Origin of the sequence: Streptomyces sp. JW3, from assembly GCF_052216785.1 — a bacterium.
GTDB lineage: Bacteria > Actinomycetota > Actinomycetes > Streptomycetales > Streptomycetaceae > Streptomyces.
Genome location: NZ_JBQOUX010000031.1, coordinates 26,367 through 42,020, shown reverse-complemented (window position 1 = coordinate 42,020; position 15,654 = coordinate 26,367). Strand labels below are relative to the sequence as shown.

The window sequence follows — 15,654 nt, the reverse complement described above, 5'->3', positions numbered from 1 at the left end:
CCTCTCCAGCATCGCGATTGAACGCGCACGCTCCGGCTCCGTGGGGACAACGTTGTCACTGCCACTATTGCTGTTGCCGCGTGCACGACTTCCGCCATCAGATACGGAGTAGTCGTACAACGGGAAAACATCTTTCGTACAGGGGGTACGCGACGACGGCCCGCGGGGTGAGCCGACCGCGCCCGGGAGAGAAGAAGACGCCCCCTCGACCACGCCGGTCCTGACGGCGGATGAGAGGGCGGCCGACCGGCCGAGCCGTTAGCTCACGGGGCGGGGCGGGGGTTGGGGCTGGGGCGGCGGCTGGGGCCGGGGCCGGGGCCGGGGCCGGGGCCGGGGCCGGGGCCGGGGCCGGGGCAATCCTAAGGGGCGGTCATGCCCGGTGTCGGTGCCTTCGTGCTCGGTGCGGTGGTGGGCTGCGCGGCGGTCTCGGCGGCCCGCCCGAGACCCCGCTGCTCGTGCGGATCGAGCCGGACGAAGACGAGGGCCGCGAGGGCGCCGCCTGCGGCCTGAGCGAGCAGGTAGATCCACAGGGAGGACCAGGAGAAGAGTCCGGCAACACTTCCGCCGATGGCGACGGCCGGGTTGAACGCCCCGCCGGAGACACCGCCGACGGCCACGGCGCCGGCCAGCACCGTGCAGCCGATGGCGAGGCCGTAGAAGGAGTTGTCCGGGTGACTGCGACTGGTGGCCACGTTCAGGACGACGTAGGCCAGGGCGAAGGTGAACAGCGCCTCCACCAGCAGCGCCGCGGCGAGATGCCGTCCCGACAGGGTAAGGGTGGCGACGTCGTCCGGATCGACGGCCCAACGGCCGATCAGCGCCCCGGCGACGCCTCCCCCGGCCTGCGCCACCACATAGGCCGCGGCTTGCGGGGCGACGATCCGTCCGCGCAGAAGAACGGCGAGGGTCACGGCGGGATTGTAGTGAGCGCCCGAGACATGCCCTCCGGCGTACACCATGACCATCAGGACCCCGCCGATCGCCAGCGGGGCGAGGGGCGCGTCGACGGTCACTGTCGCGGTGACGGTGAGCATCAGGAATAACGTGCCGATGAACTCGGCCACATACTTACGCACGGTCTTCTCCCTTGAAGGCTCCGGCCGCGCGGCAGGTCCCGGTCGGGGATCTGCCGCGGGTGCACGGACGTGACCGTCCCAGGTCCTGCGCGCCCTGGGGTCGGCCGCTGTCGGGTGGGGTGGATGAGCGGGGCGCCTGCCCGATCACACCTTAGGAAGCCGTGCCCCGGCTGCCCACCGCACGAGGCATTACCGAACTCTGACGTGCCGCGCACCGCGGCCGGTACCGGCACCTTCCGCCCGGCTCGCGGCTCGCTCATGGCAGTCGCTGGGCAGTGAGCCGAGCAGCGGCTTCCTGTCCTTGGCGCATAGTGGGCAGTGCGCCGCACGAACGAGTCGGGCCCCGGACACCGGCCCCGTCCGTCAGCCCTCCTGGACGGCCGGGGCGTCGCGGCGAGATACGGCGGCAACGTCTGCCGCGTCGCCTGGGGTGTAGTCGGCGGGGTCCGGACCGAAGGCGCGAAAAGTCTGAGAAGTCATCGCCGGCCCATTCTCGCGAACCCGCGCCCGGTTCACGGCTGTTTCCTCCCTTCCCTCTCCCACTCAGCCGGCCGGCCGCGCCGCGCCGAGCGGGCGCAGGAATCGACTCGGTTCGCCGTGCCAGGTGATGGCCAGGGCGTCCCGAGCCCGGGTGGCGGCCACGAACAACAGGGAACGAGCGCGGCGCAGTTCGCGCTCGTGCCGGGTTCTGTCGGTGCTCTCCCAGGCATCCACGGTCGATCGCGGTACCTTGCCCTCGGCGACACCAGCGATGACCATGCACCGGTATTCCAGTCCCTTGAAGCGGTACATGGTGCCGACGTTCACACCCTCGCCGCCCTTCGGGCCATCGGGCGTGATCTTCGTGGCGACGATGCCACGCCGGGCGAGCCGGCTCACGACGTCGTCCGCCATGCTGTTCGTCGGCACACAGACGGCGACGGACTCGCGCGCGACGTGGTGCCAGGCCCGCACCTGCTCGGCCACGAGGTCGAGTTCCCCGTCCCAGCTGTCCGCGCCCCGCAGCCAGGGTCGCGTGCCGTGCAGCACCGACCGGTACCCCCCCAGGTCGTCCCGGCCGCCGTCGAGGTCGTCGTAGTCCGTGCCGTCCAGCAGGTGGGTCGCCGACTTGAGGATCTCGTGGGTCGTGCGGTAGCTGAGGGTGAGCCGGGCCGACCGGCCGCGGATGTGGACGCCCAGGCTGCCAAGGGTGACCTGATGGTCGTAGATGCGCTGGTGTGTGTCACCGACCAGGAAGAGGTCGTCGGGTTCCCGCGGGGCCATCGCGCGGAGCATCTTCCAGTGGGCGGGGCTCAGGTCCTGAGCCTCGTCGACGACGATGTGGCGGTAGCGGTAGCGCAGCCAGGCTCCGGTCCCCGACTCGGCGTGGATGTTGCCGGGGCGCGCGTCCTCCTCCTGCTGTTTCCTGCGCTCCTCGATTTTGTGCTGCCGGGCGATCTCCAGCTGGGCCGCGCGCTCGGCGACCTGGCGGTGGGTCTCCAGGCCGACGACGTCCAGCCGTTGGGTGAAACGCTCGGCGAGCTGCCAGATCTCCGCGCGGTCGGCCCGGGTGATGCTGCGGCCCCGGCCCGCGCGCCGGGCGCGGAAGTATTCGGAGCGGGAGGCGACGGCCTGGCCGAGGATGACCTGGTTCCACTCGTCGCTCAGAAATTCGGCGTCCCACCGGTTCTCGCCCGTTTCCAGCAGGAGCCGGCGCCATTCGAGCAGCGCCTGCGCGTCGTCGATACGACGCTTGCTGTTGCCGGGATCGGACTCGCTGACCACCCTCGTCGCAAGCTGGTCCACATGCGTGATGTCGACCCGGGCCAGCGTTTCGGGGCCGCCGAGGGACATCAGGCGGGTGCGCAGGTCGGCCGCGAGGTTCCGGTTGAACGTGGTGAGCAGCACCGGTTTGGTGTGGCCGGGCGGCAGCCGGTCGACCAGGTGCTTGACACGGTGCAGGGCCACGATCGTCTTCCCCGTGCCGGGGCCTCCGCTGACCCGGGCCGGCCCCGAGCAGGCACGGTGGACGAGCTTCTCCTGGGTGGGGTGCAGAAACACCTTCCACCGGCCGAAGTCGCCCTCTTCGATGATGCTCTGCAGGCTCGCGTCGTCCGTGATCACCACGGCCTGCGACCGTTCGACGGCGCTCTGCCAGTCGTCGGTGTCGACCGGCTCGCGTTCCCCGTCCGCCCGCTGGACGGCGAGCGGGTCGGTGACCTGTTCCATGACCTGGTCGTAGGGGACGCCGTCCCGCAGTCTCAGGAGGACTTCCCCCGTGTGCCGGGGCGCGTACTCGGCCAGTCCCAGCAGTTCGTCGTCCGTGGTCAGCTTGCGGACTATGGGGATGAGCGGCTCAGCGACGCCCAGGTCGGCGAGTTCTTCCGCGCTGAACGCGGTGAACAACGGGGCCGTGTCGTCCGCCACGGCACGCGGGGCGTCCTTCGTCGGTTCTTCGGCCGGCGTTCGTGCCTCGGGGGCCGGCGGACCGAGCACCCCTTCCTCGACCACCTGGAGGTCGACGTAGTCGATCGCGCCGGTGACCTGGTTGATGCCGTACGTCAGCCGGTCGAGGTTGCGGTGGACGTGCCCCCGGTGCTTGACCGACACGAGGAGCCAGTCGTCGCCCGCCAGACGGAGCAGCAGGGCACGGTACTCGCGGTTGACGCGCGCCGACCAGAGCCGGTCGTGCCCCTTGAGCTGCTTGAGGTCAAAGCCGCCCGCGTCCGGGTTCTTGCGGAACTCGTGCTGGAACTTGTAGACCGCGCCGACGATCGCCCGGTCCAGCTTGACGATCTCCTTGTCCGCCTTGTCCAGCAGCCGCAGGGTCACGCCCTTGGCGGGCGTGCCGGGGCCGGTGCCGCTCATCGTGCTCGCTCCTCGTGGTCGTTCGGGTCGTCCGGTGCCGTGCGGGGACCGGGCGGCGGACCGGTCAGGACGCGCGTGAGCTCCCCGACGGTCCACCCGGTCGCGGGACGGACGTGCCAGCCGGCCTTCGCGTACGCCTCGTCGCGGCGCACGTCGTCCGGGTCAGGGGTGCCCGCCGTGTCCGGCCGGGGCGCCAGGACGACGCCGACGTGACGCGCCGGCCAGGCCAGCTCGGCGGGCCAGGCGTCCTGGCCAAGTTCGAATCCGGCCACGGGCGCCGGTACGCCGCCGGCGGCCAGCCCTTCGGCCAGCTCGGCGAGGCCGGGCTCGTCGACGAGGTAGGCGAGCACCTCGTCCCAGCCGGGGTCCCGTACGGCCGCGGTCGCCCGGTCCCCGGCGGGGGCGCCGACCGTCTCGGCCGAAGTCATGTCCGGTTCGTCCACGGTGAGGGTGGCCCCGCCCTGTTCCGACGCGCCGTGCGTCTCCTCCTCATGGGCCCGCCGCCGCGACCGCAGCCAGCCTGCGCCGCCGGTGACAGCCAGTTCGACGGGGTCGAATCCGGACAGGGCGCTGCTCGTGAGCTGCACACCGTCGCCGTCCCCGTCGTTGAGGAACTGGAGCAGATTGGTCCAGTACAGCCAGGCCTGCCAGCGCCTGCGGTGCGCGTTCTCGTCGGCGGCGATCGTGTCCGGGTGGTCGTCGAGGACGGTGAGGGCGGTCCACACCGCCGCGGCCTGCCCGCGCCGCAGGTCGAGTGCGATGGTGAGGGGGCAGCCGCTGCCGTCTCGGGTCGCCATGACCTGCACACCGCCGCGTCCGCCGGCCAGCCGCTTGCCCGCGAGCCCTTCGGCGATGCGCTCCCCGGTCTCGGGGCCGTCGGCGAGGGCCCGGCTGGTCGCCGAGACCGCGGCGAACCCGGCGAGGGCACTCTGCACCCGCCGCCGCCAGACTTCCGGGTCCGGGCTGGTGAGGTAGCCGATCAGCGTTTCGACCGGGTTGGTCCACACGAAGCGCGGCAGGTCACGCGGATCACCGCCGTGCAGGCGCCGGTGCAGGTCGGACGCCGTCTTCCGAGCCGTGTTCCGGTACGGCTCCCAGACCGGATCCGGGAGCGGCTTGCCCCGGCCGGTCCAGGCCCGGACGTCGTCCCAGGTGAGCTGGAAGACCTGCCAGCCGTGCCCGGAGCGCAGCCGCGTCCGCCGGGTCGCGTCGGCCGCCACGCGGTTGTGCTCGGGACTCGCGTGATAGCGGTAGCCGTCGAGATAGACGGCCACTCTGCGCCGGTCGTCGTCGAGACTGCGGAAGACCACGTCGGGCACCGTGAAGCCGAGGTCCGTCTGGGTCTCCATACGCCAGCCGCTGACCGTGCCGTCAGGCGCCTTGAAGCGCAGCGTGGTGTCACGCTCCCCGTCCGGGCTCTGTGAGGTGCGCACGCTGACGCCGTCCTCGCCCTGCGCCCAGTCGAGCAGCCCCCGCCGGAACAGCGCTTCGAGTTCGCTCTCGACCTGCTGGACGAGGGAGATGTCCCGGGTGGTGTCCGCCTGCTCGGCGCCCCATCCTTCGCCGGCCCGACCGAGCAGTTCACCGAGCATGTCCAGAGCGTGCTCGCGGGAGACCAGTTCGTACTCGTTGTCGGCGACGTGCCGGAGCAGACAGCGGTGGCAGGCCGGCCGGCCCTCCGTGACGCAGGGGCAGCTCTCGATCGCCCGGCGGGCGCGGGTCAGCACATCGCGCAGGCCGTCCGGGCCGGCCAGCCGGTGCAGGTAGCCGGTGCCGCCCGGCAGGGTGTCGTACAGGACCAGGAAGTGCCTGCGGACGTCGCCGTCGCCGCCCGGTTCGGGCATCGAGTCGGTGACCACGGCCAGGTGGTCGGGGTCGCCGCCGTAGCTGCGCGCGATACCGGCGAGGAGGAGTGCCTTGAAGGACGCGAGGCGTTCGGCGGTGTGGGCGGTGACGGCCGGGATCAGGATGCGCAGTGCCTCACTGCGCAGTTCGTGGGCGAGCAGGAGCTTCAGACCCTGCTGTGCCTTGCGCGTACTGTCGACGCCCTCACGCAGCCGACGGCACCAGGGGCGGTGGTACTTCGACGTGTTGACGGGTGTGAGGCTGTCCTGCTGCTGGGCCGCCGGTCCGCCGTCGGCGTCGGCGAAGCCGCAGGCGTCGCAGACCCAGAAGGGGTTGACGCGGACCCGGCGTCCCGCGAAGGCGTCGTCGGTCGCGGTGTCGACCCGGGACGCGCCCACGTTGATGTGCCGTATGACGGCCTGCCGGCTGAACTCCCAGCCGAACGTGGCCTTGTGGTGCCGCCACGCGGAGTCGATGTGCTCCCGCGGGATGTCCACGGCGGGCACCACGGTGTAGTGCCGTCGCTGCCGCTCGTCGGTGTCGTCCCGCACTCGCACGTCGTCCCGCTGGTCCCGGGCGAGGACCCGACGCGGGACGAGCACCTTGTGCAGGCATCCGACGTCGCCGATGGCGGCCGAGTGGCAGCGCGGGCAGGCGGCGGAGTCCTGCCGTGCCCGATGGGTGCGGACGTGTCCGCAGTCGGGGCAGATCCGCCACCACAGCCAGGAGGGACGGCCGGGGCTTCCGACGTCGAGGCCGGTGACGCGGTGCTTGTAGCCCTGGACGTAGTAGTGGTTGCCGGGCGCGAAGTCCTCCAGGGCGAGCCGGGCCGAGCGGTCGTACCTGAGCACCTTGCTCCGGTGCTCGGTGTCGCCCTTCTTCCCGGGGGTCTCCTCGCGCCAGGTGAGGGTGGCCTCCAGTTCGGTCACGGAGTCGACGAGGCTGTAGTTGGGGAGCAGACCGAGGTCGACGAGCGCGCCGTGCGCGGTTTCCCGGCCGAGTTCCCCGGAGCCGCGGGCGACCGCGCGCCGCTCGGCGCGCAGTTCCCTGCCCTGCCGTTCGTGTTCGGGGTCACCCGCGACCAGCGCGTCACGTGCGGCATCGATGTCCCGGATACGGCGTTGCAGTTCGTTCCGCCGGTCCTCCCACCGCTCACGGGCCCGGTCCAGTGCCTCGGCCAGGCCGGTGGCGGCGTACCGGCGCAGTTCGTCGGCGGCCTGGGGACTGACGCCCGTCCCGCGCGCTTCGTCCCAGGGCGGGAAGGCGCCGAGGAAGGTCTCCACCAGGAGGGGCCCGGCGGCGCGGGCCGCCCGCTGGAACTCGGCCTGCCAGGCGGACGGCCCGAAGAGGTCGGCGGCCAGGTGCGGCATCGGTCGGACGGCCCCGTCCCCGTCCTCCGGTGCGCCGGGCAGGCGTCCCGCGGCCACCAGGTCCAGCAGATGCGCCGTGTACTGGCGGCGCAGGATCTCCACGGCGGACAGGAAGCAGCCGGGCGGCTGGATGTCGCCAGCGATCATCTGCCGGGGGTCGTCGAGGTAGTACCGGTCGCGGGGGCCCCGGTCGACCATGGTGAGCAGGTAGGCGTTACCGGTGGCGCGTCCCGCGCGGCCCACGCGTTGTACGTAGTTGGCGGGTCCCTTGGGCAGGGAGGCGAGGACCACGGCGGACAGGTCGCCGATGTCGATGCCGAGTTCCAGGGTCGGGGTGCAGGAGAGGACCTGGGGGTTGGCGTAGTGGGCGTCGGTACCGGCCCGGAACGCCTTCTCGACCGCCTCCCGCCTCGGTCGGCTGAGGGTGCCTGTGTGCTCGGCGGTGTTGATGGTGAAGACTCCGGCCTCCCGGTACATCCGCCGGTAGAAGTCCTCGGTGTAGTCCCGGCGCCGTACGCCGCTCTCAAGGTCCTGGCCGGTGCTCAGGTGTCCGCCGCAGCGGTAGCGCGGGCAGGGCAGACCGTGCCACTGGTCGGCCAGGTCCGGGTGGACGGTCTGCTGCCAGGAGCAGCGGGGGCAGTGCGCGGAGGCGTCCGCCACCACGTCGTCGGCCAGCTTGCGGACCCGCACGTGACCGGGTTGCAGGCCGTACACCCGGGTCGTGCCGTCCTTGCTGGTACGGGCCGACAGGACACCCGCGTCGACGAGGGCGGGCAGCAGGCGTACCAGGAAGGCGTTGGCGGCGTCGGGCCGCAGGCCGAGGCTGCGCCGGGCCCAGTCCTGGTACCAGCCGAGCCGGCCGGTGACCACGTCGAAGTCGTCGCTGCCCTGCTTGGGGCCGCCGAGCAGGAAGGCGGGCGCGGACACACCGGGCGGGAAGGCGGGCATGCCCGGTTGGCGTCCGCCCCAGATCGCCCAGCGGCGTACGCCGGCCTGGTCGATCCAGTCGTCGAGCCAGGCGTGCCGGATCGCTCCGCGGGTGCGCAGCCGTTCCAGGAGGCCGCGGACGTGACCGGTCCAGTCGTCGGGTCCGGGCAGCGAACCGTCCGCCAGGGCGATGTCACCGGGTGTGGTGTGCAGCAGCTCGCGGACGATGTCGGCGACGGCGTCGGGGTCGGCCAGCGGAACGTCGGCGGCGACGGTACGAGTGAGTTCCAGGGTCCGGCCTTGCCGGGAGCGCAGGCCGAACTCCAGGACCGCCGAGAAGGCCAGTCGCTGCGCGATGAGTTCCCAGGTGGCCCGCGTGCCCTGTCCGCGGCCCGACAGGAGGGTGTCGACGCCACGGACGACGTGCAGGTCGGGCGGGATGACGGCGGCCTGCACGGCCTTGCTCTCGACGACCTCGGTGATGACGTCGGCTGCCAGGTCGTTGAGCGCGGTCGGCTCGTTCTCGTCGATACGGCTGGCGAGCAGGGCGCGCAGGGAGAAGGTGTACGAGCGGTTGGCTACGTATCCGGCGCGGTGTGCGGCGTCCTGTACTGAGTCGTTGAACAGGAGGGTCTTGTTCTCCTTGAGGTTCTTGTCGAGTTCTCCGCCGGTGAAGAGCTGGGTGATGGAGGCCGCGGCCAGGGACGCGAGTCCCGTACCGAGAAAGCGGATGGCGTTGAAGGTGTGGCAGGCCGGGCACTGGTCGCCCAGCGCGGCCCGGTCGTCGGCGAGGTCGGCGATGACGAACGCGCTGTCGTGCAGGGCCTTGGGCGCGCGAGGAACTCCGTCCCGCTCGTCGGACGGCGCTTCGAAGTCCTTCTCCGGTGAGAGCGGCCGCAGCCGCCCGCCGATGCCGTCGAGGACCATGACGGTGGGGCCGCTGCGCGGCTTGTCGACGGCGAAGGCCGCCTCGTACGCCTGGAGCGGGGTGGCGGCGATGAGGTTGCGCACCCGGCGCTTGTCCCGGCTCACCGAGGCCCGCCGGATCTTCGTGGCGTTCATGTCCAGGTCGGCCGGGTCGGCCTCCGGGGACAGCGCGGCCCAGCCGGAGCGTCCGCACTCGCGGCAGAAGACGGCGGGCAGGAAGACCTGGGCGGGCGGCGTGGCGCTGTCGCCGGCCGGAACGGCCTCCGGGCCGCCCGCGGCGTCCTGCACGGGCGGCCCGTCCGTCCTCGCGGCACTCCCGCTCTTGACGAGGGCGCCGCTGGAGGCGACCCGTTCGTCGTCCCACCGGAACTCGGCCCGGGCGGCGCTGATCCCACGCAGGACGCGGGAGACGGACCGTACCCAGTGGTGGATCTCGATGGACAGCAGCGGCCGGTCGGGGCGGCCCGGTTCCCGCGCGGTCGACAGCAGCGCGACATAACGGGCGAGGGCGCGGGCGGCGAGGGCCGGGTTCTGCTGCACGGCCACGCCCCAGTGGTAGGCGTACCGGGGCAGTACCTCCAGCACCTCGGCCATGGTGCGGGGGCGGCCGTCCAGGATCTCCAGGACGGCGGCGGTGAGCCGGTGGCGGCGCAGTTCCCGGCCGAGCTGCTCGGGGCCGAGCCCGCTTTTACCGGTGAACGCGGCGGCGAGCTGGTCGAACGCCGCGCGGTCACGGGTGGGATCGCCGAGCTCGTCCACCTCGTGCGGCGACGGGAAGGGCAGCCGGAAGTCGCTCTCCCCCGCGAACTCCCGCACACTGGCGCGGCTCTCGCCCACCACCGCGTCCGCGGGGAACGGCGTGCCGAACACCTGCCCGGCCACCTCCAGCATGGACCCGCCGCCCGCTCCGGGCGTGCCCTCGCCGAGGGTGGCGGAGGTGGCGACGGGGCAGACGGAGCCGAGCGGCCGGCCGGGCTCGGCGAGGCCGGCGACGGCGCCGAGGCGGCGCAGCAGCATGGCCACGTCGGTGCCCTGGGCCCCGTCATAGGTGTGGAACTCGTCGAGGACCACATAGGCGAGGGCGGGGCCGCCCTCCGTCTGCCACAGGCGCTGGTCCTCGGGACGCTGGAGCAGCAGATCGAGCATCTTGTAGTTGGTGATCAGGATGTCCGGGCGGGTGTGCCGGATCTCGTCCCGGTCCACGGCGACCCGCGGGTTGGCCTCCTTGAACTCCTTGGACGCCTTGTCCCCGATGTACAGGCCGGCCCGGACCCCGGCGTCCCGCAGCCGGGCGTCCCGGGGGTTGTCCAGATGATCGTTGATGCGGTGCGCCTGGTCCGTGGCGAGCGCGTTCATCGGGTACAGCAGGACGGCCTTGACACCCTCCCGCCCGGCCTGGCGCTCACGCCGGCAGTGGTCGAGCAGCGGCACGAGGAACGACTCGGTCTTGCCGGAGCCGGTGCCGGTGGTGACCAGGGTGGGTTCGGCCGGGCCGTTCAGGGTGGACAGCCGCTGCCAGGCGACGGCCTGGTGGCGGTGCGGGCGGAAGCCGCGCGGCCACCAGGTGAGGTGCCGCTGCCAACCGTCGTCCTCGGCCGCCCGGAAAGGGGTGCGGATACGCAGGTAGGGGCCGCGGAAGATGCCGTCCTCGGGGTCGCCCAGGAAGCGTTCCAGCGCCCGCCGGGTGCTCTCGTCCGCCAAGGCGTACGTCGTCGACAGGTACTGGCTCAGGCTGTCGCGTACCTGCTCGGCGGCGAGGGTCGGTCGCACCCCGGCTTCTCCTTCGTGATGTCAGTACCTCCCGGCGGTGCTGCGGACCGCCGGTGGCCGGTGTTCCGGACCGTCCGTGGCACCCTGCCGGGTCCAAAGGTAATCGGAGTTCCGCCGGCCGACCCCGCCCGGTCCGCGCCCACCTGCGGCGACGCCGCCCCGCGGTGCTCAGACACCCAGTTTGCGGCCGACGTAGGCGACCCGCAGGGTGCGCTGGTCGTGCAGTAACCGGAAGTGCAGCCGTCCGGGTTTCGGCAGGAACTCGCAGTGCCAGTCGAAGAGTTCGTCCCGCTCCCCGTCGGCGAACCAGCACAGCTTCCGGCGGTGCTGGAACTCGGTCCGTACGTCGGACCTCCACTCCGGGGCGATGGGCCGCGCGGCCGGGTCCCAGGCGGTGACGGCCGCCTCCAGCTCGGCGAGGCGCTCACGCACCGGCGCCACCCACACCTCGGCCAGACCCCGCAGATCGCCCTCGACCCGCGGCAGGAACTGCAGCCGCGGGAACAGTCGCGCGCGTTCCTGCCAGAGTTCCCGCCCACTGCGTACGGCGTCCAGCCCGCCCCTGCGGAGCGCCGCCGCGCCCTCCTGGATCCAGACCCGGTGCGTCTCGTAGTGCTCGGCCACCGACAGGTGCCGGACCCGGACCTCACTGACCGCCGAACCGTTCCCGCCCTCCGCGCTCTCCGCGCCCTCCTCCTCGACGAGCTGCTCGCGCTCCAGGGTGAGGTGGTCGGCGACCCAGCACGGCTCGACCGGCAGGGAGACGCCCAGTCCCTTCATGAGATGGGCCGCGCCGAGCCCCTCCACGGTCCGGCCGTCATGGCGGTACTCGATGTCGTAGTAGTCCTCGCCCTCCGGGTAGACCACCCGGTGCGGGTACTTGGTCTGCATCTGGAGCATGAGCTTCCAGGTGTCCCGGTTCCTCGGGTTGCCGTGCCACTTGCCGATGGGGTGGCCCTGCGCGAGCTGGAGGCCGGTGACCGGCTCCCGCGCCACCAGCACAGTGCCGGGCTTGTCGGTCCGCCACACCTTCAGGACGGCGGCGGCGAAGTCCGTCATGGCCCGGTCGGCCCGGTCCGGCTCGCACGCCGACTCGCAGGATCTCTCGTTCAGGAACAGCTGTGGCACGTCTCCCCCTCCGTCTTCCCCTGCCCCGCCCTGCCCCACCCCGCTCCGCTCCGTGAGCGGCTCAGTCGAGCAGCCGCTCCAACGTGTTCTCCAGCTCGTCGAAGAACCCTTCGGGCCACTGGTCGAGCCGTCCGTCCCGGTCGATGTGCGGACTGACGATGTCGATACCGGACCCGTCCCGGTCACCCCGGAAGTAATGCAGCACGGCCCGCTCCGGCGCGAGCAGCCCTTGCTTCACGGCGAGCCGTACACCGTTGAGGACGTGGTCGCTGTGCGTCTCGACGACCAGTTGCGCACCCTGCGCGGCGGCGGACGCGGCGAGGACCGCCATCCGGGTCTGCCCATGCGGATGCAGATGCGCCTCGGGGTTCTCCAGCAGGACGAGCGACCCTGGACGGGCGGTCAGACAGGCCACGACGATCGGCAGGGCGTACGTCAGCCCGAAGCCGACGTTGGTGGGCCGCCGCCGGGGCCCGCGCGGCCCGGCGAACCCGTACGACAGCCGCACCACGTCCGTGCCCTCGATGGCCGCGGCCTGGATATCGACGCCGGGACACAGGTCGCCGATCCAGGCGGCGGCCTGGGGCAGCAGTCCCTTGGCCGTGCTGCCGCGGTGCCGCAGCGCCGCGGGCACCTCGAACCGCCCGGCGTGGTGACGCAGGTAGTTCACGGTGTGCTCACCCCGCACGCCCAGGAAGCCGCGCCCGATCGCGGTGTGGTGGTCACGCGGGTAGAACTCGGCGGGCGAGATGCGGTCGGCGTGCAGGTACTGGAACCCGGCCGTGAAGTAGCCGGGGAAGACCGCGGCGTCACCGAGCGGCGGGGCGGTGCCCGCGTTGGTGAGCGGCAGGTCCACGCCGGTCAGCGGCAGGAGGTTCTGCTCCTTCTCGTAGCCGACGGTCCAGGAGTACCGGTAAGGACCCTCGCTGACCGCGAGGGTGATCTCGGGTTCGTCGCCGGTGAAGTCCTCGTGCAGCACGTCCTCGCCGGTGCCGAGCCCGACGAGTTCACCGTTGAGCAGGAAGCCGTTGCCGGGCACCGGGCCGGTCTTCAGCTGCCCCTCCCGGGCCGCTTCGCCCGCCCGGTCGAGATCGCCGGCGGTGTACGACTGGTGCAGCAGGGCGAGTGCCTGGAGGACGCTGCTCTTGCCGGAGGAGTTCAGACCGGTCAGCAGGGTGAGCGGGCCGAGCGGCAGGTCGACGTGCTGGAAGGCCTTGAAATTCGTCATGGCCAGCCGGTCGATCAACGCCACCATCTCCCCCGGAACAGCTCACCCATCATCTCGAACCGCGTGCGCACCTTCTTCGGGTCGCCGGTGGCGACCGAGATGGACCGGTCGAAGTCCCAGTCCGCCATCAGCTCGAAGAAGCCCCTGAGCATCGCGTCACGGGACGTTACCAAATACTCACGCTCTTGATCGTCGAGTATGGCCAGATTGACGGCGACAGCCTCGAACAGGGCTTTATTGATAGGCGATTTACCTGATTTACCCCGCCACTTCCGAAAAGCGTGATCGCGGAACAGGTCGGACGCGCAGCGCATGGCGGCCCGGAACTCGATGGCCAGCCGCTCCCGCCCCGCGTCCCCCAGCCGGTTGATCCCGTGCATCGTGTTGACGAGGAACTGGTCGAAGTCCCGTTCCGTGTGCTTGGCCGGGTCGCTCATGCGGAACGCCATGAACCGCAGGACCATCTCCCGGTCCGCCATCCGCTCGTTGGACACACTGTCGCCGGTCGCGGTCAGGAAAGCGGGGTCCTCGGCGAGGTCAGCCAGGTAGTTCCGGGCCGGCCCTCCGATCATGGCGTGCCGGATCTCCTGCGGCTTGAGCGGCATGCCGCCGGTGTTGATCCGGGAGAACACGTTGAACTTGACCGTCTCGGGGGTCCCCTGCTGGATGATGTGCACCACCAGCTGAGTCTCACGCAGCCGGATCTTGAGCCGCCCGGTCAGATCGGCGTATCCGTGACCGTGGAACTGCTTGAGGTAGTCCAGCCCGCGCAGTTTGAGGGGCGGCATGCCGACGGTCTCGGGCGCCATGAACCGGGCGATGGCCGTCAGCCGCTGGATGCCGTCCACGACCGCCCAGTTGTCCTCCTCGTCCTGCGCCATGTGGAAGGAGGAGATCGGGATGCGCAGCAGCAGCGACTCGATCAGGCTGCTCTGCTGCACGTCGCTCCAGATCCCGGCCCGGCGCTGGAAGTCCGGCGCGAGATCGATCATGTCCTCGCGCAGCCGGGACAGCAGCAGGTCGACGGTGGTCGACTGGGTATCGATCTTGATGCTCTCGGGCCGGAAGGGCGCCGAGATGGAGTCCGGCGACTCCGACGCCCAGTCCTCGTCGGTCTCGTCGGACGGCTCCTCCCACTCGACCCCGGTCGGCCGGCCGTCGTCCCCGACCTCGACGGGCGCGTACGTGGAGAAGAGCCCGGCCGCGTCGACCTCATCGGCCGCGTCGAGCGGCAGGTACCGCTGATACCCCCGATGTCGCTCACCCCCACCGGCCCGCCTGCCGCCGCTGCCGCTGCTGTCCTCCAGGCTCGCCATGACTCCCCGTCGCCGCCCTCGTCCGTGACCGTCACCGTGACTCGCACAGTGCCCGCGATCAACTCTATAGATGAGGTGTGACGGCGTCAGGGCGGCAGGGCGGCAGGGCGAGTCCAGCGTGTGCGCTTTCCCGTATCAGCTGGTTGGCGTCATGGCCTCAATTCCTCGGGCCTCGGCCTCACATCGGGTTAGAGTCGAGGGGTTGTTCGAACGAGGAAGCGGGTGACCGTTGTGCTGTGGGAGGACACCGGGGACTCGGACCTGGCGCTGGCGCAAGTGCACTCCGTGCTGGGCGAGTTCCGTAGGTCTCTGGTGCTGGTGCCGATCCGTGACGGCGGCATCCTCACTGGTGACCAGGCAGGTCTGCGCTGGGTCTTCGCGTTCACGGACACGGACACGTTGACCGCGTTCGCGCAGGCGCGTGGTGAGGGCGGCGGGTGGGAGTTCCGGCGGGTGTACGGTGCTCGCCTCCTGGACGAGACCCTCGCGGAGATCCGCGTGCCGTGCGGAGTCGCGGTGGACGTGGGGAGCGAGGGGGCGTTCCTGCTGCCTCCGGCGCAGGGCATCGTGCCTGGCCATGTGGCGGTGACCGAGGATTCCGGCCAGGGGGTGTCGTCATGAGCGGCTACAGCTTCGATCCCGAGTCGGCCCGGCAGGTCGAGCGCGGCTTGTCCGCGGCGATCAGCGAGCTGGAGGAGACGGGCTATTTCTCGATCACCGCACAGCTAGGGCACGGTTTCCAGTCCTTGAGCTTGTCGGGGATGGAGATGGGTTCGGGTGAACTGGCGGATACTTTCGGTCAGTTCTGTGACCGCTGGGCCCTGGCGATCCACTCGAAGATGCAGGACGCGAACGACATCGCGTGGAAACTCGGCCTGTCGGCGGGTCTGTATCACGAGCAGGAGGAGTACGTGGTCGGCTCCTTGAAGGAGATCGCGACCACGGCCGGCTCGTACAACCCGCAGCAGGGCATGGCGGAGGGCGACAAGGCGGCGGACAAGTCCTGGGGCGAGGTGTGGGACACCGTGCGGCCACGGATCCCGGAGATGGACACCTCGCAGCCGGACTGGGGCGAGATGGGCGACCAATGGCAGCAGTCCGGCGAGGACTTCAGCACCTCACCGTGGCAGGACGTGGCCGGCTCGGCCGCGCGGGACCGCAGCGACTGGCAGTGGGACGGGCCACCCGAGACCGGACAGCGGGGCGACGGGAGCGAGTAG

General features: G+C 71.3%; 8 protein-coding genes. 2 read left to right on the top strand and 6 right to left on the bottom strand.

The window, feature by feature from the left end:
• Nucleotides 1-359: 359 nt before the first annotated feature.
• From ACTT8P_RS15310 to ACTT8P_RS15285, 6 genes are all read right to left on the bottom strand, one after another.
• A complete protein-coding gene (locus ACTT8P_RS15310) occupies nucleotides 360-1,076 on the bottom strand; it encodes an aquaporin (protein WP_442832181.1) in 717 nt (238 codons plus the stop codon).
• A 543-nt stretch (nucleotides 1,077-1,619) separates the two neighbouring features.
• Nucleotides 1,620-3,923 (bottom strand): UvrD-helicase domain-containing protein, encoded by a 2,304-nt coding sequence (locus tag ACTT8P_RS15305; RefSeq protein ID WP_442832180.1) that lies wholly within the window; start codon nucleotides 3,921-3,923, stop codon nucleotides 1,620-1,622.
• Complete coding sequence (locus ACTT8P_RS15300) at nucleotides 3,920-10,762, bottom strand: DEAD/DEAH box helicase (RefSeq protein ID WP_442832179.1); 6,843 nt, start codon at nucleotides 10,760-10,762, stop codon at nucleotides 3,920-3,922. The genes ACTT8P_RS15305 and ACTT8P_RS15300 overlap by 4 nt, the downstream gene beginning before the upstream one ends.
• Before the next feature lie 168 nt (nucleotides 10,763-10,930).
• Entirely contained in the window at nucleotides 10,931-11,890 is a 960-nt protein-coding gene (locus tag ACTT8P_RS15295) for a hypothetical protein (protein WP_442832178.1), read from the bottom strand.
• Between the two features lie 61 nt (nucleotides 11,891-11,951).
• A complete protein-coding gene (locus ACTT8P_RS15290; protein WP_442832177.1) occupies nucleotides 11,952-13,145 on the bottom strand; it encodes an AAA family ATPase in 1,194 nt (397 codons plus the stop codon).
• Nucleotides 13,133-14,434, bottom strand: coding sequence for a DUF262 domain-containing protein (locus ACTT8P_RS15285; RefSeq protein ID WP_442832176.1), 1,302 nt, complete (start codon nucleotides 14,432-14,434; stop codon nucleotides 13,133-13,135). Before ACTT8P_RS15285 ends, ACTT8P_RS15290 begins: the two co-directional genes overlap by 13 nt.
• A gap of 222 nt (nucleotides 14,435-14,656) precedes the next feature.
• On the opposite strand from ACTT8P_RS15285, the gene ACTT8P_RS15280 reads away from it, so the two are divergent.
• A complete protein-coding gene (locus ACTT8P_RS15280; RefSeq protein ID WP_442832175.1) occupies nucleotides 14,657-15,055 on the top strand; it encodes an SseB family protein in 399 nt (132 codons plus the stop codon).
• Nucleotides 15,052-15,654, top strand: coding sequence for a hypothetical protein (locus ACTT8P_RS15275; protein ID WP_442832174.1), 603 nt, complete (start codon nucleotides 15,052-15,054; stop codon nucleotides 15,652-15,654). Before ACTT8P_RS15280 ends, ACTT8P_RS15275 begins: the two co-directional genes overlap by 4 nt.